The sequence below is a fragment of the Paraburkholderia sp. CNPSo 3272 genome, from assembly GCF_024206495.1.
Lineage (GTDB): Bacteria > Pseudomonadota > Gammaproteobacteria > Burkholderiales > Burkholderiaceae > Paraburkholderia.
This window is the reverse complement of record NZ_JAMBPQ010000068.1, coordinates 1-25,130: the sequence shown is the minus strand read 5'-3', so window position 1 is coordinate 25,130 and position 25,130 is coordinate 1. Positions and strand designations below refer to the sequence as shown.

The following is a 25,130-nucleotide window of genomic DNA, read 5'->3' as shown; positions in this document are numbered from 1 at the left end:
CCGGGCCTCGGCAGGTTCAGCGGCCTGAAGACTTCGGTGTTCCTCGAAGTGGAAGGCGCCGCGCATTATCTGCCCGCTTACGCAGGCAATCTCGACATCATGACTTCCGCCGCGCTCGCCACCGCCGAACGCATGGCGCAGACGCTTCTGAGCGTGGAGGGATAAGACCATGAGCAAGAAACTCTATATCTCCGACGTGACGCTGCGCGACGGCAGCCACGCCATCCGCCATCAGTACTCGATCCAGAACGTGCAGGACATTGCCCGCGCGCTGGACAAGGCGAAAGTGGACAGCATCGAGGTCGCACACGGCGACGGCCTGCAAGGTTCGAGCTTCAACTACGGCTTCGGCGCTCACAGCGACCTCGAATGGATCGAAGCCGTTGCGGACGTGGTTACGCACGCGCAGATCGCCACGCTGCTGCTGCCCGGCATCGGCACGATTCATGACCTGAAGGCCGCGTACAACGCGGGCGCGCGCATCGTGCGTGTGGCCACGCACTGCACGGAAGCCGACATCTCGAAGCAGCACATCGAATACGCACGCGAACTTGGCATGGATACGGTGGGCTTCCTGATGATGAGCCACATGACCACGCCGGAAAACCTCGCCGTCGAAGCGAAGAAGATGGAAAGCTACGGCGCGACCTGTATTTATGTGGTCGATTCGGGCGGCGCGCTCACGATGAACGACGTGCGCGACCGCTTTCGTGCCGTCAAACAGGTGCTCAAGCCCGAAACGCAAACGGGCATGCACGCGCACCACAATCTCTCGCTGGGTGTGGCGAACTCGATCGTGGCCGTGGAAGAAGGCTGCGACCGCGTCGATGCGTCGCTCGCCGGGATGGGTGCGGGCGCGGGCAACGCGCCGCTCGAAGTGTTCATCGGTGCGGCGGAGCGCATGGGCTGGAACCACGGCACCGACCTCTACACGCTGATGGATGCTGCCGACGACATCGTGCGCCCGCTGCAGGACCGCCCGGTTCGCGTGGACCGCGAAACGCTCGCACTCGGCTATGCGGGGGTGTATTCGAGCTTCCTGCGCCACTCGGAAGTGGCCGCGAGGAAGTACGACCTGAAGACGGTCGACATTCTCGTCGAACTGGGCAAGCGCCGGATGGTGGGCGGCCAGGAAGACATGATCGTCGACGTGGCGCTCGATCTGAAAAAGCGCCAGCAAGCATTGCAGTCCTGATCAAGCACGCCGTGCATCGCCTTCGGGTCGTGCGCGGCGTTGCCACTTATCGCCGCCGGTAAGAGCGGCTCTCATATACATATGGAGACTTTTTATGACGTCGCGAAACAGTAGTGCTGGAGGAAGTGGAACGAGCGGCAAGGCAACCATCGCCCTGTGTCTGGCGATTGCGCTGCTCGAAGGGTTGGACCTGCAATCGGCGGGCGTAGCCGGGCCGCGCATGGCGAAGGAGTTTCATCTCGCCGTCGCGCAAATGGGCTGGGCGTTCAGCGCAGGCGCGATCGGCCTGCTGCCGGGCGCGGCGCTGGGCGGTAGGCTTGCCGACCGCTTTGGCCGCAAGCGCGTGCTCATGTGGTCGGTGGCGCTGTTCGGGCTTTTCTCGCTCGCCACGACCATGGTGTGGAGTTTCGAGAGCCTGCTCGTCGCGCGTCTGCTCACGGGCCTAGGTCTCGGCGCGGCCATGCCGAACCTGATTGCGTTGTGCTCGGAGGCAGCCGGTGAGCAGCAGCGCAGCACGGCCGTGGGCGCGATGTACTGCGGCATGCCGTTCGGCGCGGCGATCGCGGCCGTCATCGGGATGCTCGGCACCGCGGACGCGAGCTGGCGTCACGTGTTCTATGTCGGCGGTCTCGGCCCGATCGTGATGGTGCCGCTGCTTGGCCTGTTCCTGCGCGAGTCGCAACAGTTCGTCGCCGCGCAAGCTTCGAAGGTCGTGAAGGAAGGCGCGCCGAGCGTGACGCAAGCGCTCTGGCAAGAAGGCCGCGCACGTACCACGATTGCGCTGTGGATCAGCTACCTCGGCACCTTGATCGTGCTGTACTTCCTGATGAACTGGCTGCCTTCGATGGTGCTCGCACGCGGTCTCACGCGCGTGCAGTCGAACCTCGTGCTGATGCTGTTCAACATCGGCGGCGGCATCGGTGCCGTTGCGATCGCAACGATCATGGATCGCTTCGGCCGCCGCGGCACGGTGATCGGCATGTACATCGGCATCGTGGTGGCGCTCACCGTGCTCGCAAGCGCGGGCGGCGCAAGCTCGACGGCCGTGGGCGGACTGCTGTGCGGCTTCTTTATCGTGGGCGGCCAGTCGGTGCTGTACGCACTCGCGGGCCATGCGTACCCCACGGAAGTGCGCGGCACGGGTGTGGGCGCGGCAGTGGCCGTGGGGCGTCTGGGGTCGATTCTCGGGCCGCTCGTGGCTGGCCAGCTGTTCGCACTCGGCCAGAGCCCGTCGATGCTAGTGGGCTCGAGCATTCCGCTCGTCGTGATCGCGGCGCTTGCCGCGCTCAACGTAGTGGGTGCATCCAGGCAGCGCAGCGCGTTGGGCGCACAGGGCGCATGAATTTGAAGGGGAAAGGGAACGCGCCTTTCCCGCATGGGTTAATACGTTTTAAAGGATGGTCATCATGACGGATACGGCACAAGCAATCACCGAAGCCTCGACGAGCAAGTTCGCGCGCGTGAAGGACGGCGATGTCGAGTTCCAGATTCACTACAACGACGCAGGCGCTGGCGCCGAAACCGTCGTGATGCTGCACGGCTCGGGTCCGGGCGCGAGCGGCTGGGCCAACTTCAACCGCAACGTCGAGCCGCTCGTCGCGGCCGGCTACCGCGTGGTCCTGATGGACTGCCCGGGCTGGAGCAAGAGCGACCCGATCGTCTGCACGAGCTCGCGCTCGGACCTGAACGGCCGCGTGCTCAAGGGCCTGCTCGACGTGCTCGACATCGAGCGCGTGCACATTCTCGGCAATTCGATGGGTGGGCATAGCGCTGTTGCGTTCGCACTGGCGAACCCGCAACGCGTGGGCAAGCTCGTGCTGATGGGCGGCGGCACCGGCGGCCCGAGCAGCTTCATGCCGATGCCCACCGAAGGCATCAAGCTGCTGCAAGGTCTCTATCGCGATCCGACGATCGAGAACCTCAAGCGCATGATGAACGTGTTCGTGTACGACGCGAGCGCGCTCACCGACGAGCTGATGCAAACGCGCCTCGACAACATGCTCGCGCGTCGCGACCATCTGGAAAACTTCGTGAAGAGCCTCGCGGCCTTCCCGAAGCAGTTCAGCGACTACGGCCCGCGCCTTGGCGAAATCGCAGCGCCCACGCTCGTGATCTGGGGCCGCGACGACCGCTTCGTGCCGATGGATATCGGCCTGCGTTTGCTCGCGGGCATGCAGAACGCGCAACTGCACGTGTTCAACCGTTGCGGCCACTGGGCGCAATGGGAGCATGCGGAAGCCTTTAACCGCATGGTGATCGACTTCCTGAAGCACTAAACCGCGAAAGCACCTGCGGTGACGAAGCGGCGCACCTCGCGGTGTGCCGCTTTTTTATTGGGGCGAGTGCATTGCGTGTGGAAACGGCTTTTGTGTGATGAAACCGTGAGTCAATGCAGCGTCGACGGGTTTGCCTAACGACAAACCCGAATTAGCGTAAAACGAAACGATTCGCCATTGACAAATTGAAGCTGCCCCACCTATGATCGGCTCCACTGCCTGGAGACGCGCGAACCGCACGCCTCCAGGCGAGCCGCGCACGGCGCGCAAGACGCCGCGCATCGACGGTTTGCCCGGCCCGCCAAGGTGAACCGGAGTCATGTTTGGAGACAGGCAAATGCCCCAATCGATTGCCCCGGACCGCCGGTCCGAAGCCGCGCGCGCGTACGCTACGTCCGCGCAGCATTCCTCGCAGCAAGAAGACGCGCTCTATCGCAAGGTCTCCGCGCGCGTCATTCCGTTCCTGTTCGTTTGCTACGTCGTCTCGTTCCTCGACCGCATCAACATCGGCTTCGCGCAGTTGCAGATGAAGCACGACCTCGGCTTCAGCGACGCGATGTACGGCCTCGGCGCCGCCGTGTTCTACGTGGGCTACGTGCTGTGCGAAGTGCCGAGCAACATGCTGCTCGCGCGCTTCGGCGCGCGCCGCACGTTCATGCGCATCATGCTGCTGTGGGGCATTGCCTCGACTAGCATGATGTTCGTGTCGAGCCCCACGCAGTTCTATGCGCTGCGTTTTTTGCTGGGCGTGTTCGAGGCGGGCTTCTTTCCGGGCATCGTGCTCTATCTCACGTACTGGTATCCGGCGCGCCGCCGCGCGGCCGTGTTCTCGATCTTTTTCGCGGGCGTGGCAGTGGCGGGCGTGCTGGGCGGGCTCATCTCGGGCTGGATCATGCGTGACCTGGCCGGCGTGGCAGGACTTGCCGGCTGGCGCTGGATGTTCCTGATCGAAGGGCTGCCGGCCGTGGTTCTCGGCCTCATGGCCGCGTTCTGGCTCGTGGACGGGCCCGAGAAGGCGCGCTGGCTGACCGATGCGGAAAAAGCTCACCTCGTCGCGCAACGCGACGGCGAAGGCGATCACCCGCATTCCACGCGTTCGTTCGGGGCGGCGCTGCGCAACCCGCGCGTGTACTTGTTCGCCTTCATCTACTTTTCGCTGACCTGTGCGTCGCTCACGCTGAACTTCTGGATGCCGCTCATGATTCGCGACTTCGGCGTGCATGACGTGCTGGCGATCAGCCTCTACACCGTTATTCCGAATGCGGTGGGCGCGGTGGGCCTCATGTGCATCGCGCGCCGCTCGGACCGGCGCGGCGAACGGCGCTGGCATTTCGCGGCGTGCACGGTAGGCGGCGGCATTGCCTTGGCGCTGCTCACGCTGCATCTGGCAAGCTTCGCCGCGATGATGGCGATTCTTTCGATCGCTGCGGTGCTGATCTTTGCCGCGTTGCCGATCTTCTGGGCGGTACCTTCGGCGTATCTAACGGGCAAGGCCGCCGCTGCGGGCATCGCGCTCATCAGCAGTATCGGCATTACGAGCGGCATTGTGAGCCCGTGGGCAATCGGGCTCATCAAGACGCATACGGGCAGCATGGATAACGCGCTTTATCTGCTTGCGGCGTTGCTGGTGGCCAGCGGTGCGGCGTTGCTGGCCGGTGTGCCGGCGGTGAAGGCCGGCCGCTGAACTCATTCACTTGCACGTTGCAAACGTCGGCGGTGCGCCCGGCCGAGCGTCCGCCCAGCAGCATCGGCACGCGTATGCAGCGGCCCGGATGCAACCTTGACGTCACGGTTGCTGCGCAAGCTCTTCCAGCAGCCAGTCGCGAAACGCAACCAGCACGGGATGGCGTTGAACCCGCTCCGGGTAGACGAGGTAATACGAGCGCGAGCTCGGCACCGCTTCGAACGGACTGAGAAGCCGGTTTTCCTTCAATTCGTCTTCCACCAGCATGCGCGGCACGAGGCCTACGCCGATACCGGCCACGACTGCCTGGACCAAATGCGAGGTCAGTTCGAAACTCGGGCCCGGCCGCAGCGCGTCGTGAGGCAACCCGAAGTGCGCGCACCATTCGCGCCAGGCATCGGGAAAGCTGCGCACGCGCAGCAGCGTTAGCCCTTCAAGGGATTCGATGGTCGGCGCGGCGGCCCTGCGCCTCGGTTTTCGCGCGAGGGGCAACGCGGCAGGGTTGCCGACCAGCACCAGTTCTTCCGCATAGAGCCGGTGCGCCGTCACCCCAGACCAGCGGCCGTCGCCCACTACGATGGCGGCGTCGAGGTCCTGGGTCATAAAATCGGCGGCCTCGATGCGCGAGTCGAGATCGATCTGCAAATTGGGGTGCGCCTGATAAAAGCGGTGCAGGCGCGGCAGCAGCCACTTGGCGCCGAACGTCGGCAGCGTCGCGACGCGCAGCTGCGTTTTCGGCGCGTTTGACGTGAGGGCCTGCAGCGTCGCGCTTCGAATCAGCGTGAGCGCGTGCGAGATCTCGGCCATATACGCGCGGCCGATATCCGTCGGGATGATGCGCTTGCCCTCGCGCGTGAAGAGCGCAAGGTCGAGCATCGCTTCGAGAGCCTGAACCTGGCGGCTCACGGCGCTCTGCGTGAGCGACAGCTCCTCGGCGGCACGCGTGAAGCTCTCATGCCGCGCGGACGCCTCGAACGCGAGCAGCAGCGACATGGAAGGCGTGAGCTTGCGAAAATTCATTCATAAACCTCATGATCGACCCAACGAATATACGTTTGCCCGGTGCCGGCCAGGGGCGCGACAATCCCTGCCAGAAACGGAATAGTGCGCCCCAAGCGAGACTTCGAGAACGATATGACAATTGCCACGCTTGCCATCGGCGAATTCAACCATCCGCTGATCCGTCAATTTTTGCATGAATTGGAGGCGTCGGGCTTCGAAGGCGAGGTGGACGCGACTCACGCGACGCGCACGGTGCTGGCCACTGACAATTCGATCTACCAGCGCTATCCGCAAGCGGCGGTGTTTCCACGCCACGCGCAGGACGTCGCATGCCTCGCGAGCCTGCTCGGGCGCGAGGCGTTCCACGGCGTGGCGCTCGCGGCGCGCGGCGGCGGCACGGGTACGAACGGGCAGTCGCTGACCGAAGGCATCGTGGTCGACATGTCGAGGCACATGAACCGGATCCTCGAAATCGATCCCGTTGCGCGCACGGCCAGAGTGGAGGCCGGTGTCGTCAAGGACCAGCTCAATGCCGAACTGAAGCGGCACGGACTCTTTTTCGCGCCAGAGCTGTCGACCTCGAACCGCGCGACCATCGGCGGCATGATCAGCACGGATGCGAGCGGGCAGGGAAGTTGCACTTACGGGAAAACGCGCGACCACGTGCTCGCGCTAGAAACGGTCCTGGTCGGCGGTGAGCGCCTGTCGAGCGCGCCGGTCGACGAGGCCGCACTCGTGGCGCTCTGCGCGCGCAAGGACAAGGTCGGCGAAGTGTTCCGCATCGCGAGAGACATCAGCGAGCGCGAAGCCGGCCTGATCCGCGAGCGCTTTCCCCAGCTGAACCGCTGCCTGACGGGTTACGACCTCGCCCATCTGCGCGACGGCGAGGGGCGCTTCGACATCAATAGCGTGCTGTGCGGCTCGGAAGGCACCCTCGGCTTTATCGTCGAGGCGACGCTGAACGTGCTGCCGGTTCCGAAGCACGCCGCGCTCGTCAATATCCGCTATGAGAGTTTCATGGATGCCCTGCGCGACGCGCGTGCGTTGATGGCCCATACTCCGCTCTCGATCGAAACCGTGGACTCGACGGTGCTGCGGCTGGCGCGCGAGGATAGCGTCTGGCAAAGCGTGGGCGAGTATTTCCCCGACGACGAAGGCGTCGAAGGCGGTGCGAGCGGCATCAACATGGTCGAATTCAGCGGCGACGATGCGCACGCATTGCGCGCGCGCGTGGCGGCGTTCGTCGAGCACCTGGGCGCCGACGCGAGCGTCAGGCGCCTGGGACATACGATCGCCGACGGCGAGGCCGCGATCCATCGCGTCTATGCGATGCGCAAGCGTGCGGTGGGCCTGCTGGGCAACGCCCCCGGGGCGAGCCGCCCGCAGCCCTTCGTGGAAGACACGGCCGTGCCGCCCGAAAATCTCGCCGACTATATTGCGGAGTTTCGGGCGCTGCTCGATGGTTTTGGTTTGCATTACGGCATGTTCGGCCACGTCGATGCCGGCGTGCTTCACGTGCGCCCCGCGCTCGACATGCGCAATCCCGACGAGGCCGCACTCGTGCGCCCCATTTCGGATGCCGTTACCGCCTTGACGATGAAGTATGGCGGCTTGCTGTGGGGCGAGCATGGCAAGGGCGTGCGCTCGGAGTATGTGCCCGAGTATTTCGGGCCTCTGTATCCCGCGCTGCAGCGGCTCAAGGCGGCATTCGATGCGCGCAATCAGCTCAATCCCGGCAAGCTCGCCACGCCGGCGGGGGGAAGTGCGGCGCTGTTGAAGATCGACGCGACGACGCTGCGCGGCGAACTGGACCGGCGCATAGACGAGCGCGTCTGGCAGGCCAATACCGATGCCGTTCACTGCAACGGCAACGGCGCCTGCTACAACTTCGACCCGAACGACGCCATGTGCCCGTCGTGGAAGGCCACGCGCGAGCGTGTGCATTCGCCGAAGGGTCGGGCTTCGCTGATGCGCGAATGGCTGCGTCGGCAACAGGATGCCGGGGCGAATCTCGCGGCCGTGCCAGCCGCGGCGGCGTTGCCGGTGCGCATGTTCAACAGCCTGCGCAAACGCCAGGGCGAGCAGGACTTCTCGCATGAGGTGTACGACGCCATGGCGGGTTGCCTCTCGTGCAAGTCGTGCGTGGGGCAGTGCCCCGTGAAAGTGAGCGTGCCCGAGTTTCGCGCCCGCTTTCTGGAGCTGTATCACACGCGCTACTTGCGGCCGCTGCGCGACTATTTGATCGGCGCGCTTGAATTCACCGTCCCGCGTGTAACGGCGGTGCCCGGAGCGAGGCGCGTCTACAACGCGGTGATGGGCGCGGGTCCCGTCAAGTCGCTGCTTGCGCGCGCTCTTGGCGTTGTCGATAGCCCGTTGTTGAGCACGGTGTCATGGCGTGACGTGCTGCGCCGCTCGGAAGCGGAGGTTGCAACGCCCGAACGCCTCTCGAAGCTCGGCGTTGCCGAGCGCGAGCAAAGCGTGATCGTGGTGCAGGATGCGTTCACGCGCTACTTTGAAACGCCGGTCGCCGCCGCGTTTCTGGAACTCGCCGCGCGGCTGGGGTTCAAGGTCTTCGTCGCGCCGTATCTGCCGAACGGCAAACCGCTGCATGTGCAGGGCTTCCTGCCGCAGTTTCGCCGGGTCGCGCGGCGTAATGCGGCGCAACTGGCCGCGCTTGCCGGAACGGGTGTGCCGCTGGTGGGCATCGACCCGGCGATGACGCTCGTGTACCGCCAGGAGTACCGCAAGGTGGAAGGCATCGAAGCCGTACCCGGCGTTCTATTGCCGCAGGAATGGCTGATCGGCGCGTTGCGCGCGCGCGCCTCAACGCCGCGCGCGTCCGGCTCGTTCAGGCTGCTGCCGCATTGCACCGAGCGCACCAACGCGGGCGCTGCCACGCTCCTGTGGAAAGACGTCTTCGCGGCTGCCGGCCTGATGCTCGCGACGCCGGCCAGCGGCTGCTGCGGCATGTCGGGCACTTACGGCCACGAGGCGCGCAATCGCGCGAGCTCGGAGACGATCTTCGAGCAATCGTGGGCGCGGCATGTCGATGCGGCATCGACGGCGACGCAGGGCGCGCAAGAACTGCTCGCGACGGGTTATTCGTGCCGCTGCCAGGTGAAGCGCTTGCGCGGGCGCCAGCTGCGCCACCCCATCCAGGCGCTGCTGGACGCCCTGCGCTGACCCGGATCAGTAGTTCCAACGGTCCCTGTCGTGCCATTCGTGCTCGCGCCACTGCCGCTCGCGCCATTCATGCTCACGACGTTCGTGCTCGCGCCATTCGTGTTCGCGCCAACGCCGCGCGCGCCAGTCGTCGTCGCCTCGCCAGTCGGTCTGCACGGGAGCCGCCGCATAGGCCGCGCCCGGCACGCCAACGCCCACGGCCACATCCACGTGGGCCAATGCGGCGGTCGAAGCCGCCAACGCCGCTGCGCCCAGGACCAGGCCGAGAATTGTCCTTTTCATATCGTCACTCCTTCGCACGCTGCGTGCGTTCTTCATGAGCACGGTTCCGAGTGTAGGCGCCGCCCCCGGACACAGGTGCAACGGTGCTGCGAGATTGGTAACAACGAGTTAAGTACCTGCCGCGCTGCCGCTGAGCCAAGCAGATTGCTCAGTACACCGATGAATTGCGCATAATGGAGCATGCTGGACCCCGGCCCGTGGCGTGAGGTGGCGCGGGCGTTTGCCGTTGGCGGATTTCCGGTACACTCGAAGGCGAACCTCGGTTCGGGTTCTGCCTGTGTCGCACCCGCTATCCAGCCAGCTTTTTGTGTCCGATGCCAAAACGAATCCTGCTAGTCGATGACAACCGCGATGTCGCAGATGCGCTCGCGGCGCTCCTCGAGTTCGAAGGTCATCAAGCCCGATGCGCCGCCGATGGACAAGAAGCCTTGCTCGTTGCCGGGTCGTTCCTCCCCGAGCTTGCGCTCGTGGACTGGAAGCTTCCCGACATGAGCGGCGGCGACCTGGTGAGCCAGCTTCGGCTCGACCCCGCCCTATCGCATACCCGGTACGTTCTGCTATCGGGATACGCCGACCCGGATATCATTGCCAAGGCTGCAGCAGCCGGTTTCGACAAATGTCTGGCGAAACCGGTCCAGCTCGAAGACCTGCTGGCCTGCCTGTGAAGCCGGTCTGACGGGGTGCCGCTTCGGCGCCGGTTGCTCTTTGTGACGGTCTTGCCGGCTCCCTCGGGAGCCGGAACAATAATTGCGCGCAGCGTCTGACTCGTGCGCAGCCTCGAATTTCCACGAGCATCGCAGTTCCGATCTCCAGCAGCGTCTCCCGGGAGCCGAGTCGCGTCATGAACAAGGAAGTTCCACCGCCGATCGAGCGCCCGTCGACTCGCTGGCCGGGCGAGATGGCGGAGCGCATCGCCGCATTCGACTGGAGCGAAACGGCGCTCGGCCCACGACAAACGTGGTCGGCGAGCCTCGTCGCCGCGATCAACATGCTCCTCGCCTCGCCATCTCCGCTCGTCATGCTTTGGGGACACGAAGGCGCGATGGTCTACAACGACGCCTATGCGGTTTTCGCGGGCAGCCGGCATCCGTTCCTGCTCGGCAAACCGGTCGAAACCGGCTGGCCAGAGGTGGCGGCGTTCAACCGCAATGTCGTCGATACATGCCTCGCCGGCGGAACGCTGGCCTTCCAGGACAAGCAGCTCGTGCTGTATCGCGAAGGTCATGCCGAAGACGTCTGGTTGGACCTGAGCTACAGCCCGGTTTTCGAAGACGACGAGCGGCCGGCGGGCGTCATCGCCATCGTGTTCGAAACGACCGCGAAGGTGCAGGCGGAAAGGCAGCGCAAGGTGGCCGAAGACGCGCTGCTGCAACTGACCCAGACACTGGAGCAGCGCGTCGCCGAGGAAGTGGGGGCGCGCGTGGCAATGGAGGAGCGGCTGCGTCAGGCCCAAAAGCTGGAGGCGATCGGCAGTCTAACGGGCGGCGTGGCCCACGACTTCAACAACGTCTTGCAGGTCATTTCCGCCAACCTGCAGCTCATCGAGCTTTCCACGCGAGGCAACGCCGCGCTCGAGCGGCGCGTGGCGGCGGTTAGCAACGCGGTGTCGCGCGGCGCGAAACTCGCCGCGCAATTGCTGGCCTTCGCACGCAGGCAACCGCTCGCGCCGGCAGTTCTGAATCCCTTCCGGCTGGTCGAAGGCATCGCCGAGATGCTTCACCGCACGTTGCCGGAGACGATCGAACTGGCCATCGTGCCTGCGCAGGAGAGCTGGAATATTTGTGCAGACCGAAGTCAGCTGGAAAGCGCGCTGTTGAATCTGGTCATCAACTCGCGCGACGCGATAGACGGACCGGGGCGCATCGGCGTTTGTCTCGCGAACATCGATGCAAGCAACGACGAACTGGCGCGCCGCGATGGCGTGCCAGCGGGCGAATACGTGCGCCTGCAAGTCTCCGACACGGGCAGCGGCATGCCCGACCACGTGAAAGCGCGCGTGTTCGAGCCGTTCTTCACCACGAAGGCCGAGGGCCAGGGAACGGGACTGGGCTTGAGCATGGTGCACGGGTTCGTGGCGCAGAGTTCGGGCCACGTTTTCATCGAAAGCGCAGAAGGCCAGGGCACGACCGTCAACCTCTATTTCCCGCGCAGCCTGGAAGCGGAATACGACGCTTACAAGCCGACAGTTGCGAGACAGGAGCGCGGCGGCGAGACGATTCTCGTCGTCGAAGACGATGCCGATGTTCGCATCGCCGCGATCGAAATGCTGGCCCAGCTCGGCTACAAGGTGCTCTCCGCGCAGGATGGCGAAAGCGCGCTCAAGCTGATCCAGAGCGGCCAGCGTTTCGACCTGCTGTTCACGGATGTCGTGACGCCGGGCACGGTACGAAGCAGCGAACTGGCGCGTATTGCGAGCGGGCCGCCGTATTACGCCGAGGTCCTGTTTGCCTCCGGCTACACGCGCGACGTGATTTTCCACGGCGGCAAGCTCGACGAAGGCGTCGCGCTCATTAGCAAGCCCTATCGATACGACGAGCTTGCCGTCGCGGTGCGCAATGCACTGAACAAGACCGACTGACGCAAGATCAGGGCCTCAGCCCGATCTGCGCGCGCCCGAGCGGCGTCAGGTCGGCCGCTGTTGCGCGCCCGACCAAATCGACTTCGAAATGATCCGTCGGGAAGGCCGGCGCACTGTGCCCTAGAGGAAGTTGGGTAGCTGCCGCGCGAGATACGCGTCGTCGATCGACCGGACCGATGTTTCGATGGCTCAACTCATTCCGGCCGCCTGCTCGATCAATCCGATTAGCCAGCGCAGGCCGCTGTCCCCCTGCTGCGCCGTCTTCCACAATGCGCTAATCCGATGCGTTGGTGTATCGAATGGCAACGCGCTGATGCGCAGACCAAGACTGCGGCTCCACGTGCGGGCGATGTAATCAGGCACCGTCACGAACACGGCATTGTCGCGCGCGATAAAAGGCTGAGTGGCAAAGTGGGGGTTGGAGAATATCACGCGACGTTGTTTGCCCAGCGCCTCCAGCCGTTCGTCGATGAATCCTCGAAGCTCGCCCTTGAACGAGGTCAGCGCATGTGGATGCGCGAGAAACTCGCGCAGGCTTAAGGCTTCGCCGCGCGTGCGTATCAGCTTCGGGTTGTAGAGGCAGACATATCGCCAGTCCAACAAAGCGCGCTGCTGTTGCCATTGCGCGCACTCGTTAAATACTCCTAACGCGATCTCTATCTCATTGCGCTCAAACATGTTGGAGACGCGGTGGCAGTCCGTATCCAGCGATATCAGGTTGACGCCGGGAGCCTCGGAGGCAAGCCTTTTCAACAAAAACGGAAACAGCGTTACCGCAATCGCCTCAGAAACACCTACTCGAAACGTACGAACGGCGCTTCGAGGATCGAAGGCCTGGCCAACCCGCATGCTCTCATGAAGGCCAATCAGCAGCGCGCCGATCTGCTCTGAGAGTTCCAGCGCGCGCGGTGTTGGATCCATTCCCGAACGACCGCGTACGAACAGTTCGTCACCAAACGCAGCACGAAGGCGTTTCAGTGCACCGCTCACCGCCGGCTGGCCGAGAAACAATCTTTCCGCCGCCCGTGTGACATGGCGTTCTTGCATCAGCGCATGGAAGACAAGCAGCAGATTGAGATCGAATCTACGAAGATCATTCTCGATGATGGAAGTCATCATGGCAAACGATTGGAGTGATGGTCCACCTATCATGCACTATCTCTGCGTCCGCCGCACCGGCAGCGGCGCGACGACAGGAGAGTGCAAAACCGGCAAACTGTCGCAGTAGGTTTGACGCGACAGGGTGGGCTCGAATAGTCAGCGTTGGCTGGTTGTCTTTGTGCAATGCACGGTGTCTTTGTTCTCTTTTAGTAGCCGCTTCTAAAAGGAAAAATAGCATGTCTACGCAAATCTTTATCAACCTGCCCGTGCGCGATCTGTCGAAGGCGACCGCGTTCTACACTGCCATCGGTGCCAGCAAAAATCCGCAGTTCAGTGACGACACCAGTTCGTGCATGGTGTTGTCAGATACCATCTTCGTCATGCTCATGACGCACGAAAAATGGGCGCATTTCACGAGGAAACCAATCGTCGATTCCCGGCACGAGAGTGAGGTAATGTTGGCGCTAAGCGCAGAAGATCGGGAGAGCGTTGACAATATGACTGATACCGCCGGGGCTTACGGCGGGAAGGCGGACGTCAACGCCAAGCAGGATCTCAGCTTCATGTACGGCCGCAGTTTCGAAGACCCGGATGGCCACATCTGGGAAGTGATGTTCGTCGATATGTCACAGATGCCCACGTAAAAATGAAAGGCGTGGTCGGCTAGATTGAATGACGCAGTGCTAAATAAGCTCGGCGATGCGAACAATGACCAATGCCGCTGGAACGAGCGCCGCCTGAGCGCACAGCGTCCCGAGCACACGCGCGCCCGCGAGGGTCGTAATGGCCCGCCGGAAGCTGTTCTCCGAAATCCGGCCTTCGATTACGTCGTCAGTCATCACTGAAACTTGCGGATCGATGACGACTGCCAACACCACCGTCGCAATACCATTGATAACTGATGACAGATTCGCACATGTAACGCGCAGATCGGGTTTCAGGTATCCAGCGTAGAGCGACGCGAAAACGCCGACTGTCCAGATCGCCATCGCGATCACGTTTAGTCCGATCACTTTCCAGGAAACGCCTGCCCCAGTCGCTAGTTGCGTGACGTTGTGTCGGGACGGGAGCCGCGCTCCAAGCCGAATGTAGCTGACGCCTCCGCGACTGAAGATATGGAGTAGCAGACGAGGGATCGAACGATTAGCCTGGAAGTGGTCGACAGCGCGGCTGAAATAACGTTGAAACGTGGGAATCAGAAACGCACCGACTGTGCTTGCCACTGTGGCGGCTAACAGAAAGAGCCGAAAGTCCCCGAGCAAACCGTGCTCCAGGTGATGCGCGATATCCATCTCAACCCGCTTCGCGATGAATGGTCCCTGAAAGGAATTTGCCGTCCGGGAAACCAGGGCGATGATTCCGAATAGGGAGAATGACACGGCGATACGGCGTGTGCGAACGCCGGCAATCCGAACCGCATACGCCAGCGTCGCAATCACATGGATTACGAATGTAAGCCCGCATATGATCAACAGCTGAATGTCCATGTCGTTGGCACGAGGTTGGCAGGAATCGAGGCCTACGACTGTACACTGCCGCTCCGATTGTTGACGACCTTGGGTTCTGTACCGTCTCTTGTCGAGGGACCCTCGCGTGCAGTCTGACACTGGCTGACCGACCTGCCGCCCACCCAGCTGGCGACGCCCAGCGGGTTCGAAGGCCGCGTTGGCGGGTCGTCGGGCTACGAGCCCGGCCATGCCTGCCGGCTGTTGTCCGACAGGCAGATGCGCCTCTCCGTGATCGCCACCCGCTCGGGGTTCCCCGACGCGCTGCCCGCCTCAGCGATTTCCCTGGAGTGCTGTCATTAGCCTCAGGAATGTGTTGATATAGCGAAAATCGCACGGTCGGACAGAAAATTCACGCTCGATAAGAAATGCCCAAACAAAGGAGACAGTCCATGAGGATGTTGCGCTCGTTGCTGGTTGGTGCGGTGGTATCGACGGCGTTGGCAGGAGGGGGCGCGCAAGCGCAGACGGTCAAGATTGCCTTTATCGATCCGCTGTCCGGCTTGATGGCGTCGCTCGGAACGAATCAGCTGCATAGCTGGCAATACACGGCCGAATACGCCAACGAGCACAACTGGGCAAACGGCACGAAGTTCGAGGTGGTCGGATTCGACAACAAGCTGTCGCCGCAGGAAAGCCTGACCCTGCTGAACCAGGCCGCCGACCAGGGCATCCGCTACATCGTGCAGGGCAACGGCTCATCGGTCGGCCTCGCGCTGGAGGATGCGGTCGCAAAGTACAACTCGCGCAATCCGGGCAAGGAAATCGTCTACCTGAACTACGCGGCGGTGGACCCGGCCATGACCAACGCGAAGTGCGACTATTGGCACTTCCGCTTCGACGCCAACGCCGACATGAAGATGGATGCGCTCACCACGTTCCTCGCGCGCGACAAGGACATCAAGAAGGTCTACCTCATCGATCAGGACTACTCGTTTGGCCACGACGTCTCGCGCGTGGCGCGCGAGGACCTGAAGAGCAAGCGCCCGGATATCGTGATCGTCGGCGACGATTTTCATCCGCTCGCGCGCGTGAAAGACTTCTCGCCTTACGCCACCAAGATCAAGGCGTCCGGCGCCGACACGGTGATCACGGGCAACTGGGGCAGCGACCTCGCATTGCTCGTGAAGGCGAGCAAGGACGCCGGTGTGACGGCCAACTTCTATACCTATTACGCGGGCACGACCGGCGTGCCGACCGCCATGGGCGCGTCCGGCGCCGACCACGTGAAGTACGTGGGCGTGTTCGGTCCGAACACGGCGAACAACCCGCCGGTGGTTGGGCAGATCATCGAGGGCTACAAGAAGAAGTACAACGACGACTATTACCTGGCGACGGCCTATGCCGGCATCGAAATGCTGAGCAAGGCGATCAACGCGACGAAGTCGACCGATCCCGTCAAGGTGGCCAAGGCCATGGAGGGCATGACGGTCGACGGCATGAACGGTCCTGTCGCGATGCGCGCCGCCGATCACCAGGCGCAGCAGTCGCTCGTGATCGCGACATGGACCAAGGCGGACGGCAAAACGGTAAAGTACGACCAGGAGAACACCGGCTATGGCTGGCGCACCGACGTCCAGCTCGGGCCGACCGCGGCAACGCAGCCGACCACTTGCCAGATGAAGCGCCCGGGCTGAACGTGCTCTCGCTACGACACTTCACAAGGATCATTGGGCAGTGGAATTCCTGACCATCTCTCTGTTGAACGGCATCGGCTACGGGCTGCTGCTGTTCATGCTTTCCTCGGGCCTCACCTTGATCTTCAGCATGATGGGCGTGCTCAACTTCGCGCACGCCAGCTTTTACATGCTCGGGGCCTACTTTGCCTACACCATTGCCAGCAAGATCGGTTTCTGGCCGGCGCTCGTGGCGGCGCCGGTGCTCGTGGCGTGTGTCGGCGCGCTCGTCGAGCGTTTCGGCTTGCGCACCGTGCACAAGTACGGGCATGTGGCGGAATTGCTGTTCACCTTCGGCCTGTCGTATCTGATTGTGGAGGGCGTCAAGCTGGTCTGGGGGCTGGCCGCGGTGCCGTACGCCATTCCGCCTGAACTTAACGGGGCGCTGTTCAAGGTGTACACGTCGGAGTTTCCGAAGTATCGCGCCTTCATGATGCTCATCTCGATCGCCATGCTCGCGGCGCTGTATCTGGTACTGACGCGCACGCGCATCGGCCTCGTCATTCAGGCGTCGCTCACGCATCCGGAAATGGTCGAGGCGCTCGGGCACAACGTGCAGCGCGTGTTCATGCTGGTGTTCGGCGGCGGCGCCGCGCTGGCGGGCCTCGCCGGCGTGATCGGCGGCAACGCGTTCGTCACGTCGCCCTCGATGGCCGAGTCGGTGGGCACCATCGTGTTCGTGATCGCCGTGGTGGGCGGCATGGGCTCGCTGCCGGGCGCGTTCATCGCTTCGCTGCTGATTGGCATCATGCAGACCTTCGCCGTCACGATCGATGCCTCGCTCTCCGATCTGTTCTCACTCGTCGGCATGAGGGTCACGGACAGCACGGCGCTCTCGTCGCTGTGGCGCATGCCGGTCTCGCAGGTCGCGCCGATTCTGCCTTATCTGCTCATGGTGCTCATGATGATCGTGCGTCCGCGCGGGTTGCTCGGCAAGCGGGAGGGCTGAACGATGAAACCGCTCATTCAGGCCAGCGCCGGTTCGGCCATGCAACGCCACGGATGGCTGCAATCCGCGCATTCGCTGCGCTGGATCATCTGGGGCGCCACGGTGCTCATCATGCTGTTTCTGCCGCTCGTGTTTTCCAGCGGCTTCGCGATCGCGCTGCTTTCGCAAATGGGCATCATGATCATCTTCGCGCTCTCGTACAACATGCTGCTCGGGCAGACCGGCATGCTCTCGTTCGGGCACGCGGTGTACTCGGGGCTCGGCGCATTCGTGGCGGCGCATGTGCTCAACCAGATCGGCGCGAACCATTTCCCGTTGCCCGTTTCGCTGCTGCCGCTGGTCGGCGGGCTCGGGGGCATGCTGTTCGGCGTGGCATTCGGCTACGTGACCACGCGCAAGTCGGGCACCACCTTCGCGATGATCACGCTCGGTATCGGCGAGATGGTGGCGGCGAGTTCGCTCATGTTTCCCGGGTTTTTTGGCGGCGAAGGCGGCGTGCCGACCAATCGCACGGTTGGCCATGCGGTGCTCGGCATCACCTACGGCCCGGCGATCCAGGTGTACTACCTGATCGCGGTGTGGTGCCTCGTGTCGATGATCGCCATGTACGCATGGACGCAGACACCGCTCGGCCGCATCGCCAACGCCGTGCGCGACAATCCGGAGCGTGCGGAATTCGTCGGCTACAACACGCAGCGCGTGCGCTTTTTCGTGATGGTCCTCTCGGCGTTCTTCGCCGGCATTGCGGGCGGCCTCTCGGTGATCGACTTCGAGATCGTGACCGCGGAGAATGTCGGCGCCGCGCAGTCCGGCGGCGTGCTGCTCGCGACGTTCATTGGCGGCGGGGCGTTCTTCTTCGGGCCGATCATCGGTTCGATCCTGTTCGTGCTGTTCGCGGTCGCGTTGTCCAATCTCACGCCGGCATGGTTGCTGTACCTCGGCCTCTTCTTCGTGCTGGTGGTGATGTACGTGCCGGGCGGCGTGTCGAGCCTGCTGATGAAGCAGGTCCCTCTCATCGCGGCGCGCAAGCTGCACCGCATGCTGCCTTCCTATGCGGCGGCGTTGGGCGCCGGGCTGATCTTGCTCGCTGCGCTCGTGCTGACGGTCGAACTCGTCTACAAGGTGCAGATCGATAGCGACAACGGCACGGGCATGGCGTTCTTCGGCGTGAACTTCGATGCCGCGTCGTGGAAGCCCTGGGCCGTCGCAGCGGTCTTGTGGGCGCTGGGCGCGCAGGCGGGACGCCTCGCGGCCGCGCGCGTGCGCGACGCGTGGGATGGCGTGCAACGGGAAATCGCAGGGAGCAACGTATGACGGCCGCACTGGAATTGCGTGACGTGCGCAAGAATTTCGGGCGCACCGAGATCATTCGCGGCGTCGACCTCAATATCGCGCCGGGCGAACGTCATGCGCTGATCGGTCCCAACGGCGCAGGCAAGTCGACTACGTTCAACCTGATTTCGGGGCGTATGGCGCCGAGTTCCGGCACGGTCAAACTCAACGGCGTCGAGATCGGCGGGCTGCCGCCGTACAAGATCAACCGTATGGGGCTCTCGCGCAGCTTTCAGGTGACGAACATTTTTCATCGCCTTTCGGTGTTCGAAAATTTGCGTTGCTCCGTGTTGTGGTCGCTCGGCTACCGGTATTCGTTCTGGCATCGCCTCGAGCAATTGCGCGACGCGCGCGAACGCGCCGAAGAAGTCCTCGAGCTGATCGGCCTGCAGGGCCGCCACGATACGCTTGCCGGGCTGCTGACTTACGCCGAGCAGCGCGCGCTCGAAATCGGCATCACGATTGCGGGCGGCGCCGAAGTCATCCTGCTCGACGAACCCACGGCGGGCATGAGCCGCTCGGAGTCGGATCACGCGGTGGAGCTGATTCGCCGGGTCACCGTCGGCAAGACGCTGGTGATGGTCGAGCACGACATGAGCGTCGTCTTCGGCCTCGCCGACCGCATCTCGGTGCTCGTGTACGGCGAGGTGATCGCCACGGACACGCCGCAAGCCATCCGTAACAACCGGCGCGTGAAGGAAGCCTATCTGGGCACCACGCTGGACGAACCCGCAGGTGCACATTGATGGCGACCGCGAATTCCATGCTCCAGGTGCGCGACCTGCATGCGTACTACGGCAAGAGCCATATCCTGCACGGCGTCGAGATGCAGGTGGGCGAGGGCGAGATCGTCGCCTTGCTCGGGCGCAACGGCGTGGGCCGCTCGACGCTGGCCAAAGCCATCATGGGGCTCGTGCGGTGCGAGGGGCAGATTCTGCTGCGCGGCGAGGAAGTGCGCGGGCTGCGCACCTTCGAGGTCGCGCACCGGGGCATCGGCTACGTGCCGGAGAACCGCGATATCTTCCCGACGCTTACCGTGCGGCAGAACCTGATGCTCGGCGAAAAGCGCAACCGCTCGCGCCAGAAGCCGCGCTGGCAGTTCGACGACATGTACCGGATGTTCCCGCGCCTGAAGGAGCGCGAGGATACGCCCGCGGGCCTGCTGTCCGGCGGCGAGCAGCAGATGCTGACGCTGTGCCGCACGCTCATGGGCGACCCCGACCTCATCATCATCGACGAGCCGACCGAAGGGCTCGCGCCGCTCGTCGTCGCGCAGGTGGGCGAGTACCTGAAGGCGCTGAAGGCGCGCGGCATTTCGGTGCTGCTCGTCGAGCAGAAGCAAGCCATCGCGCTCGATATCTCGCAGCGCGTGTACGTCATGGGGCACGGCCAGATCGTGTTCGAGGGGACGCCGCAGCAGTTGAAGGCCGATGCGCGCGTCCGCCAGGAATGGCTGGAAGTGTAGGGCGCACTTCGAGCGGTCGGTCTGCGCAAGCCATTGCGCCTAGCGTGCGGGCAGGTTATCCGGTGCGTAGTTGGGCTGCTGCCCGTTGGCCCCAAAAAGATCTTCGGGTTGACCGTTCATCCGCAGCCGTATGCTGTCGTTGACGACCATGCCTGCCGGAAAGGCCCGCGCCCCCACTCCCGCGGCCAGCCAGACAGGATCCGCCACCCATTCCCGGTGGCGCGGCCCCAAGGGATTGGACTGGACGGCAACGGGCGGATGAAGGGCGAACTTCAATCCCACGTCAGTGTGCTGCAATCTGTCCACGATCCAGACCAGGGGGCCGTCGGAGAGGCCGTGATCGGCATAGCCGCCGCCGACATCGCAATGACCGCCTGGAAAGAGCGCTTGCGTCACGTTCGGGTTGGGATTCCACAGGGTCGGCTCGAACGGCCTGCGTTGCTCGTCGAGCGAGACGGCGTGCACGCCGAGGCCAATGTCGGGGTTGAGCGTCAGATCGCAGAACCGGAATAGATCGATGGCGGAACCCTCATAGTAGATGGGAATGCCGAGCGAACCGACCGTATCCCAAACCGCCACTGCGGTGACTTTCGCGTTCACAAACGAGTCGGCGTCCAAAGGCTTCGGTTTCGAGAAGGCGCGATGGATCGTCAAGAATTCGATCACGCCGTCTGCAATCTTCTGGAACGTCGTTTCGTGGCCGTGTCTCCATCGATACCACGCCGCCACCGCGGTGTCGTAACGATTCTGATCGTCGATGGCGGCGAGCTCCGGCCGAAGCAGACCCTGTCCCGCAATCAGTCCCGCAAGGGCTCGAGCGGTGTACGCGCCGCGGCTGAAACCGACGATCACGATGCTGTCGCCCGGCTCGAAATTGCGCGAAATATACGTGTAGCCACGCGCGATGCGGGCGACGACGCCGACACCAAACGCGCCGCCGGCGACTTTATCGACCAGTTGCGCGGAATTTCCAACCCCGTGAATGTATTTCGCGATCTGCACGGGTTTGTCGTTGGCGTCTGCAAGCGACTTTTCCATCTCGACGCCACCCCAGTTGGTTCCTTCGGGCAGCATGTTTCCATCGAGCCACGCGAAAAGCTTGCATACGTTGGTCAGTCCCGGCTGACAACCTGCCACGGCGTCAGGCGCGACACCGTCGCCTTTTTCTGCCGGATCTTCGGGGCCGTTCCACGTACCGTCTGCGCAAAAGACTATCGTTTTGGACATCGCTGACTCCTCACGCGCAATCCAGTCGCTATCTGCGGAACGTTTATTCGCTATCCTGAGTATTGTCGCGGTGCGTTGACTCAGCCGATGCGGCATGGCGTGCGGTGCGCGTGCCGAACATCAGATCTATAAATATAGCTTCTGGGTTCCGGATTGCGAGGTAGGAATGTACGAAGGCGCACGTATGACAGGGGGCGGTAGTGCTTGCAGCGGCTGGATCAACGCCTGCTGTGACTTTTGCGTGGAGGAAGCAAGCTTTCGCGCTTCGGCGGAAAATGCATGTCGACGCGCCGTCTAGACATCGGAAAGGCGGGGGCGCGGTATTGGCCGCGAGCTTCGAAAGGCTGAGCAGGATGCCTGGTCGAAGTAAGTAGTCGGAAGCGAAGTAGACGTTAGCAGATGTTCCGAACTGACCTGCAGACTCCGTACTCGGCGGCGACACGCGTCCCACAGAGTGCCCGGCGGCCGCCAGCGTAGCCGGAATTTGGCGTCGTCCTCTCCAGCGAATGTAGCGGCGCCCATGGCCGGTGGGGTTGACATTCGTTGCCGGCGGGAAAAGCAATCCCATTCGCGACAACCGGAAACCCGTGAGGTGCCGTTGACTGATCTCCCTCACACCGTCAGGACCTCGCTATCATGCAAGACGAATCGGAAGATGTTGTCGCTCGTCGCGACTTCATGAAGAAGGCCGTTGCGCTGGTCGGCGCAACATCCGCATTGGTCACGCAAAGCGAGGCCGCAAGTGCCCAGGGCGCCAATGCGCCGGCCGCCGGCGGGCAAGTGACGGGGACGGTATATACCGGCGATGTGATCCAGGGAAAGAAAGTCATCAGCGCGCTCGACGTCGGCGACCTCGAGCGCGGCAAGACACACAAGTTCTACTTTCAGGGCGTGCAAATGCCGACGGGGCAGAACTGGTATGTGTCGGTGATCGTTGTCCACGGTGCGAAGCCGGGCAAGCGCGTCGCGCTGATCAGCGGGGTGCATGGCGATGAAATGAGCCCCGTGCATACCATCCACGGCGTGATAAGCCAGCTCGATCCCGCGCAGATGTCAGGCACCGTGCTGGCAGTGCTCGACGTATCGCGTCCCGCGCTCGAAGCCATGGAGCGCAGATGGCCCAATTCCGCACTTGGTATCGGCCTCATCGACATCAACCGCGAATGGCCGGGCAACGAGAATGGCGCCAGCGCGCCGAGCAGGCATGCGGGACTGCTGTTCAACCGGCTGTTGAGGCCGAACACCGACTACGCACTCGATTTTCATACGGCTACGACCGGCATGGATTTGACGTCCTTCAATCTGGCCAGAATGGAATTGCCGGAGGCGCGAGCCATGGCGGAGCTTTTTCCGATCAAACAGATCTTCGACAACCCCGCCTATCCCACGCTGCTTGCCAATGCATTCATCAACGTGGGGATTCCCGCAATCACGCCCGAGATCGGTTCTGCGCGCGTTTTCGATTTCGACATGATTCCGTCGTTCGTCGAGGGCACGATGAACGTGCTCAAGCGCTACAACATCGTATCGGGTCCGTTGGGGCGCACTGGGCGAGACGTCGGGACCTTCGTCGGCAACAGCGGCCACTCAGTCATGTCGACGCACGGTGGATTCGTCGAACTGCTGGTCAAAGTGAATGACAAGGTCAAGGCGGGCCAGAAAGTGGCAATCCAGCGCAATACCTTTGGCGAAGTGGTCGCGGAGTATACGACCGAAGTCGCGGGCGAGGTGACGGGACGACGAACCGACGCCACGGCAGAGCCCAGAATTCCTCTCGTGATGATTCTTTATCAGAGCGCGGCAAAGGAGATTCCGGAGGACTTTTCTGAATGAAGTCGGGTCGGGCGGGGCGGCACGGCTTTGCCGCCCTTGTTTCAGAAAATATGGCCACGCTGCAACTTGAGTTTCCGGAGAAAGAAAAACTCAAGTTGTTTCACCAGCGCCGCTGCGAGCACCCTACGTCAAACAATACCCGTCGCATAGTACACGGCGATCACGAAGAAGACGGCCAGCGTCTTGATCACCGTCACCGCAAAAATGTCCCGATACGACTCGCGGTGCGTGAGCCCCGTAACCGCGAGCAGCGTGATGACCGCGCCATTGTGCGGCAGCGTGTCCATGCCGCCGCTGGCCATGGCCACCACGCGGTGCAGCACTTCCATCGGAATATGCGCCGCCTGCGCGCTCTTGATGAAGAGATCCGACATGGCCGCGAGCGCGATGCTCATGCCGCCCGATGCCGACCCCGTGATGCCCGCAAGCGCGCTCACCGAAACGGCGGCGTTCACGAGCGGATTCGGAATGCTCTTGAGCGCATCGCTCACGACGATGAACCCGGGCAGCGCCGCAATCACACCGCCGAAGCCGTATTCCGAGGCGGTATTCATCGAGGCCAGCAGCGCCCCGGCCACGGCCGCCTTCGTGCCGTTCGCGAAGCGGTCTTTCACGCGGCCGAACGCCGTGACGATCACCAGCACGATGCCCGCGAGCAGCGCACCCTGAACCGCCCAGATCGCCACGACTTGCTTGACGGTAGCCGTGACCGGCGTATGAATGCCGGGCAGCACTTCGGGCGGCACGGTCACGGTGTCGCCGTACCAGATGGGTATCCAGTGCGTGAGCAGGAAGTTCGCCACGCCCACCAGCACGAGCGGCGCGACGGCGAGCACGGGGTTGGGCAGGTGTTCGGTCTTCACGTGTTCCGGCTCGTTCACGAGCGAGGTGCCGTATCCTTCGCCTTTCGACAGCGCGCCGCGCCGGCGCCATTCGAGGTACGAGAGGCCCACCACGATGATGAAAAGCGAACCGGTCACGCCTAGCGCGGGCGCGGCCCACGCGGTGGTCTTGAAGAACGTTGTGGGAATGATGTTCTGGATCTGCGGCGTGCCGGGCAGCGAATCCATCGTGAACGAAAAGGCGCCGAGCGCGATGGCGCCCGGCATGAGGCGCTTGGGAATGTTGCTCTGGCGATAGAGTTCGGCGGCGAACGGGTAGACGGCGAACACCACTACGAAGAGCGAAACGCCGCCGTACGTGAGCAGCGCGCATACGGCGACGATCACGGCGTTGGCGCGCGAGCGGCCGATATAACGGATGGCGGCGTGCACGATCGCTTCGGAAAATCCGGATAGTTCGATCACCTTGCCAAATACCGCGCCGAGCAGGAACACCGGAAAGTAGAGCTTCACGAAGCCCACCATCTTTTCCATGAAGATGCCCGAAAAGACGGGTGCAACAGCGGCGGGTTCGGTGAGGAGGACCGCGGCGAGCGCGGCGATGGGCGCGAAGAGAATCACGCTGTAGCCGCGGTACGCGGCAAGCATGAGGAACGCGAGGGCGGCGAGAACGATAACAAACGACATGGAGTCTCCTGCGGATCGATCGTGTTGCGCGGTTCAACTTCTTGCGTGTGTGCTGGCTTTAGCTGCCTCCCTTCGTGCGGCGAGGCCGTGGTGCGCCGCAGCGATTGTAACGAAAGGATTTGTCTCGTTATTGCGAGCGCGGCCGAGCGGTCCTATCGTTGCGCAGAAGAGGGAGCCGGAGCGAGCTGGCGAGGTGATAGTTCGATGAGTGCAATCGGTAAGGGTGGGCGAGGTGCGTGGCGCGTGCGGGCGGTGCAGAAAGCGCGGCTAGCGGCGGCGCTTGTTTGGGTGGGCGTTTGCGGGGGCATTGGGG

Annotated in this window: 20 protein-coding genes and 2 pseudogenes; 15 read left to right on the top strand and 7 right to left on the bottom strand. The window is 63.2% G+C overall.

The window, feature by feature from the left end:
* The 5 genes and pseudogenes from M3I53_RS36760 to M3I53_RS36740 all read left to right on the top strand — a co-directional run.
* Nucleotides 1-165 (top strand): annotated as a pseudogene (locus M3I53_RS36760) (acetaldehyde dehydrogenase); the annotation flags it as partial.
* 4 nt (nt 166-169) lie between these two features.
* The gene (dmpG, locus tag M3I53_RS36755) at nt 170-1,195 is read left to right on the top strand and encodes a 4-hydroxy-2-oxovalerate aldolase (protein WP_254320650.1); all 1,026 of its coding nucleotides are present in this window, start codon (nt 170-172) and stop codon (nt 1,193-1,195) included.
* Between the two features lie 94 nt (nt 1,196-1,289).
* Nucleotides 1,290-2,537, top strand: a complete 1,248-nt coding sequence (mhpT, locus tag M3I53_RS36750; protein WP_254320649.1) for a 3-(3-hydroxy-phenyl)propionate transporter MhpT — start codon at nt 1,290-1,292, stop codon at nt 2,535-2,537.
* A gap of 64 nt (nt 2,538-2,601) precedes the next feature.
* Nucleotides 2,602-3,471 carry an alpha/beta fold hydrolase gene (locus M3I53_RS36745; RefSeq protein ID WP_254320648.1) on the top strand — a complete coding sequence of 290 codons (870 nt, stop codon included), beginning with the start codon at nt 2,602-2,604 and terminating at the stop codon, nt 3,469-3,471.
* Between the two features lie 337 nt (nt 3,472-3,808).
* Nucleotides 3,809-5,155: an MFS transporter gene (locus tag M3I53_RS36740; protein ID WP_254320647.1), complete on the top strand. Its 1,347-nt coding sequence runs from the start codon at nt 3,809-3,811 to the stop codon at nt 5,153-5,155.
* 102 nt (nt 5,156-5,257) lie between these two features.
* Here the strand turns inward: M3I53_RS36740 and M3I53_RS36735 are convergent, their stop codons facing one another.
* The gene (locus M3I53_RS36735) at nt 5,258-6,175 is read right to left on the bottom strand and encodes a LysR substrate-binding domain-containing protein (RefSeq protein WP_254320646.1); all 918 of its coding nucleotides are present in this window, start codon (nt 6,173-6,175) and stop codon (nt 5,258-5,260) included.
* Between the two features lie 114 nt (nt 6,176-6,289).
* On the opposite strand from M3I53_RS36735, the gene M3I53_RS36730 reads away from it, so the two are divergent.
* Nucleotides 6,290-9,340, top strand: coding sequence for an FAD-binding and (Fe-S)-binding domain-containing protein (locus M3I53_RS36730; protein ID WP_254320645.1), 3,051 nt, complete (start codon nt 6,290-6,292; stop codon nt 9,338-9,340).
* 6 nt (nt 9,341-9,346) lie between these two features.
* On the opposite strand, the gene M3I53_RS36725 is transcribed toward M3I53_RS36730, so the two are convergent.
* A complete protein-coding gene (locus tag M3I53_RS36725; protein ID WP_254320644.1) occupies nt 9,347-9,622 on the bottom strand; it encodes a hypothetical protein in 276 nt (91 codons plus the stop codon).
* Nucleotides 9,623-9,936: 314 nt separating this feature from the next.
* On the opposite strand from M3I53_RS36725, the gene M3I53_RS36720 reads away from it, so the two are divergent.
* Nucleotides 9,937-10,287 carry a response regulator gene (locus M3I53_RS36720; protein ID WP_254320643.1) on the top strand — a complete coding sequence of 117 codons (351 nt, stop codon included), beginning with the start codon at nt 9,937-9,939 and terminating at the stop codon, nt 10,285-10,287.
* Nucleotides 10,288-10,463: 176 nt separating this feature from the next.
* Nucleotides 10,464-12,200 carry an ATP-binding protein gene (locus M3I53_RS36715; RefSeq protein WP_254320642.1) on the top strand — a complete coding sequence of 579 codons (1,737 nt, stop codon included), beginning with the start codon at nt 10,464-10,466 and terminating at the stop codon, nt 12,198-12,200.
* A 7-nt stretch (nt 12,201-12,207) separates the two neighbouring features.
* Here M3I53_RS36715 and M3I53_RS36710 read toward each other — a convergent pair.
* Together M3I53_RS36710 and M3I53_RS36705 are read right to left on the bottom strand one after the other, a co-directional pair.
* Nucleotides 12,208-12,362 (bottom strand): annotated as a pseudogene (locus M3I53_RS36710) (DUF1479 domain-containing protein); the annotation flags it as partial.
* A 27-nt stretch (nt 12,363-12,389) separates the two neighbouring features.
* Nucleotides 12,390-13,319 carry a LysR family transcriptional regulator gene (locus M3I53_RS36705; protein ID WP_254320641.1) on the bottom strand — a complete coding sequence of 310 codons (930 nt, stop codon included), beginning with the start codon at nt 13,317-13,319 and terminating at the stop codon, nt 12,390-12,392.
* Nucleotides 13,320-13,537: 218 nt separating this feature from the next.
* On the opposite strand from M3I53_RS36705, the gene M3I53_RS36700 reads away from it, so the two are divergent.
* The gene (locus tag M3I53_RS36700) at nt 13,538-13,945 is read left to right on the top strand and encodes a VOC family protein (RefSeq protein WP_254320640.1); all 408 of its coding nucleotides are present in this window, start codon (nt 13,538-13,540) and stop codon (nt 13,943-13,945) included.
* Between the two features lie 39 nt (nt 13,946-13,984).
* Here the strand turns inward: M3I53_RS36700 and M3I53_RS36695 are convergent, their stop codons facing one another.
* The gene (locus M3I53_RS36695) at nt 13,985-14,788 is read right to left on the bottom strand and encodes a lipid II flippase Amj family protein (RefSeq protein WP_254320639.1); all 804 of its coding nucleotides are present in this window, start codon (nt 14,786-14,788) and stop codon (nt 13,985-13,987) included.
* Nucleotides 14,789-15,198: 410 nt separating this feature from the next.
* On the opposite strand from M3I53_RS36695, the gene M3I53_RS36690 reads away from it, so the two are divergent.
* Genes M3I53_RS36690 through M3I53_RS36670 form a run of 5 tightly spaced genes read left to right on the top strand, consistent with a single transcriptional unit; the run spans nt 15,199 to nt 20,228 of the window.
* Complete coding sequence (locus M3I53_RS36690) at nt 15,199-16,443, top strand: branched-chain amino acid ABC transporter substrate-binding protein (protein ID WP_254320637.1); 1,245 nt, start codon at nt 15,199-15,201, stop codon at nt 16,441-16,443.
* Nucleotides 16,444-16,483: 40 nt separating this feature from the next.
* Nucleotides 16,484-17,431, top strand: a complete 948-nt coding sequence (locus M3I53_RS36685; RefSeq protein WP_254320636.1) for a branched-chain amino acid ABC transporter permease — start codon at nt 16,484-16,486, stop codon at nt 17,429-17,431.
* Between the two features lie 39 nt (nt 17,432-17,470).
* Nucleotides 17,471-18,745: a branched-chain amino acid ABC transporter permease gene (locus M3I53_RS36680; RefSeq protein WP_254320651.1), complete on the top strand. Its 1,275-nt coding sequence runs from the start codon at nt 17,471-17,473 to the stop codon at nt 18,743-18,745.
* Entirely contained in the window at nt 18,742-19,509 is a 768-nt protein-coding gene (locus M3I53_RS36675) for an ABC transporter ATP-binding protein (RefSeq protein ID WP_254320635.1), read from the top strand. Before M3I53_RS36680 ends, M3I53_RS36675 begins: the two co-directional genes overlap by 4 nt.
* Nucleotides 19,509-20,228 carry an ABC transporter ATP-binding protein gene (locus M3I53_RS36670; RefSeq protein ID WP_254320634.1) on the top strand — a complete coding sequence of 240 codons (720 nt, stop codon included), beginning with the start codon at nt 19,509-19,511 and terminating at the stop codon, nt 20,226-20,228. Before M3I53_RS36675 ends, M3I53_RS36670 begins: the two co-directional genes overlap by 1 nt.
* Before the next feature lie 39 nt (nt 20,229-20,267).
* Here M3I53_RS36670 and M3I53_RS36665 read toward each other — a convergent pair whose 3' ends face one another.
* Nucleotides 20,268-21,455, bottom strand: a complete 1,188-nt coding sequence (locus M3I53_RS36665; RefSeq protein ID WP_254320633.1) for a DUF2235 domain-containing protein — start codon at nt 21,453-21,455, stop codon at nt 20,268-20,270.
* A 636-nt stretch (nt 21,456-22,091) separates the two neighbouring features.
* Here M3I53_RS36665 and M3I53_RS36660 point away from each other — a divergent pair.
* On the top strand, nt 22,092-23,288 hold the full coding sequence (locus M3I53_RS36660) for a succinylglutamate desuccinylase/aspartoacylase family protein (RefSeq protein ID WP_254320632.1): 1,197 nt from the start codon (nt 22,092-22,094) through the stop codon (nt 23,286-23,288).
* A gap of 128 nt (nt 23,289-23,416) precedes the next feature.
* Here M3I53_RS36660 and M3I53_RS36655 read toward each other — a convergent pair whose 3' ends face one another.
* On the bottom strand, nt 23,417-24,817 hold the full coding sequence (locus tag M3I53_RS36655; protein ID WP_254320630.1) for a GntP family permease: 1,401 nt from the start codon (nt 24,815-24,817) through the stop codon (nt 23,417-23,419).
* Nucleotides 24,818-25,130 lie beyond the last annotated feature (313 nt).

What these genes read in the sequence shown, in the direction of transcription:
- M3I53_RS36700 (WP_254320640.1), top strand. Translation starts at nt 13,538, where the DNA reads ATGTCTACGCAAATCTTTATCAACCTGCCCGTGCGCGATCTGTCGAAG.
- dmpG (WP_254320650.1), top strand. Translation starts at nt 170, where the DNA reads ATGAGCAAGAAACTCTATATCTCCGACGTGACGCTGCGCGACGGCAGC.
- M3I53_RS36735 (WP_254320646.1), bottom strand. Translation starts at nt 6,175, where the DNA reads ATGAATTTTCGCAAGCTCACGCCTTCCATGTCGCTGCTGCTCGCGTTC.
- M3I53_RS36740 (WP_254320647.1), top strand. Translation starts at nt 3,809, where the DNA reads ATGCCCCAATCGATTGCCCCGGACCGCCGGTCCGAAGCCGCGCGCGCG.
- M3I53_RS36720 (WP_254320643.1), top strand. Translation starts at nt 9,937, where the DNA reads ATGCCAAAACGAATCCTGCTAGTCGATGACAACCGCGATGTCGCAGAT.
- M3I53_RS36695 (WP_254320639.1), bottom strand. Translation starts at nt 14,788, where the DNA reads ATGGACATTCAGCTGTTGATCATATGCGGGCTTACATTCGTAATCCAT.
- M3I53_RS36725 (WP_254320644.1), bottom strand. Translation starts at nt 9,622, where the DNA reads ATGAAAAGGACAATTCTCGGCCTGGTCCTGGGCGCAGCGGCGTTGGCG.
- M3I53_RS36680 (WP_254320651.1), top strand. Translation starts at nt 17,471, where the DNA reads ATGCAACGCCACGGATGGCTGCAATCCGCGCATTCGCTGCGCTGGATC.
- M3I53_RS36675 (WP_254320635.1), top strand. Translation starts at nt 18,742, where the DNA reads ATGACGGCCGCACTGGAATTGCGTGACGTGCGCAAGAATTTCGGGCGC.
- M3I53_RS36660 (WP_254320632.1), top strand. Translation starts at nt 22,092, where the DNA reads ATGCAAGACGAATCGGAAGATGTTGTCGCTCGTCGCGACTTCATGAAG.
- M3I53_RS36705 (WP_254320641.1), bottom strand. Translation starts at nt 13,319, where the DNA reads ATGATGACTTCCATCATCGAGAATGATCTTCGTAGATTCGATCTCAAT.
- mhpT (WP_254320649.1), top strand. Translation starts at nt 1,290, where the DNA reads ATGACGTCGCGAAACAGTAGTGCTGGAGGAAGTGGAACGAGCGGCAAG.
- M3I53_RS36655 (WP_254320630.1), bottom strand. Translation starts at nt 24,817, where the DNA reads ATGTCGTTTGTTATCGTTCTCGCCGCCCTCGCGTTCCTCATGCTTGCC.
- M3I53_RS36730 (WP_254320645.1), top strand. Translation starts at nt 6,290, where the DNA reads ATGACAATTGCCACGCTTGCCATCGGCGAATTCAACCATCCGCTGATC.
- M3I53_RS36715 (WP_254320642.1), top strand. Translation starts at nt 10,464, where the DNA reads ATGAACAAGGAAGTTCCACCGCCGATCGAGCGCCCGTCGACTCGCTGG.
- M3I53_RS36745 (WP_254320648.1), top strand. Translation starts at nt 2,602, where the DNA reads ATGACGGATACGGCACAAGCAATCACCGAAGCCTCGACGAGCAAGTTC.
- M3I53_RS36670 (WP_254320634.1), top strand. Translation starts at nt 19,509, where the DNA reads ATGGCGACCGCGAATTCCATGCTCCAGGTGCGCGACCTGCATGCGTAC.
- M3I53_RS36665 (WP_254320633.1), bottom strand. Translation starts at nt 21,455, where the DNA reads ATGTCCAAAACGATAGTCTTTTGCGCAGACGGTACGTGGAACGGCCCC.
- M3I53_RS36690 (WP_254320637.1), top strand. Translation starts at nt 15,199, where the DNA reads ATGAGGATGTTGCGCTCGTTGCTGGTTGGTGCGGTGGTATCGACGGCG.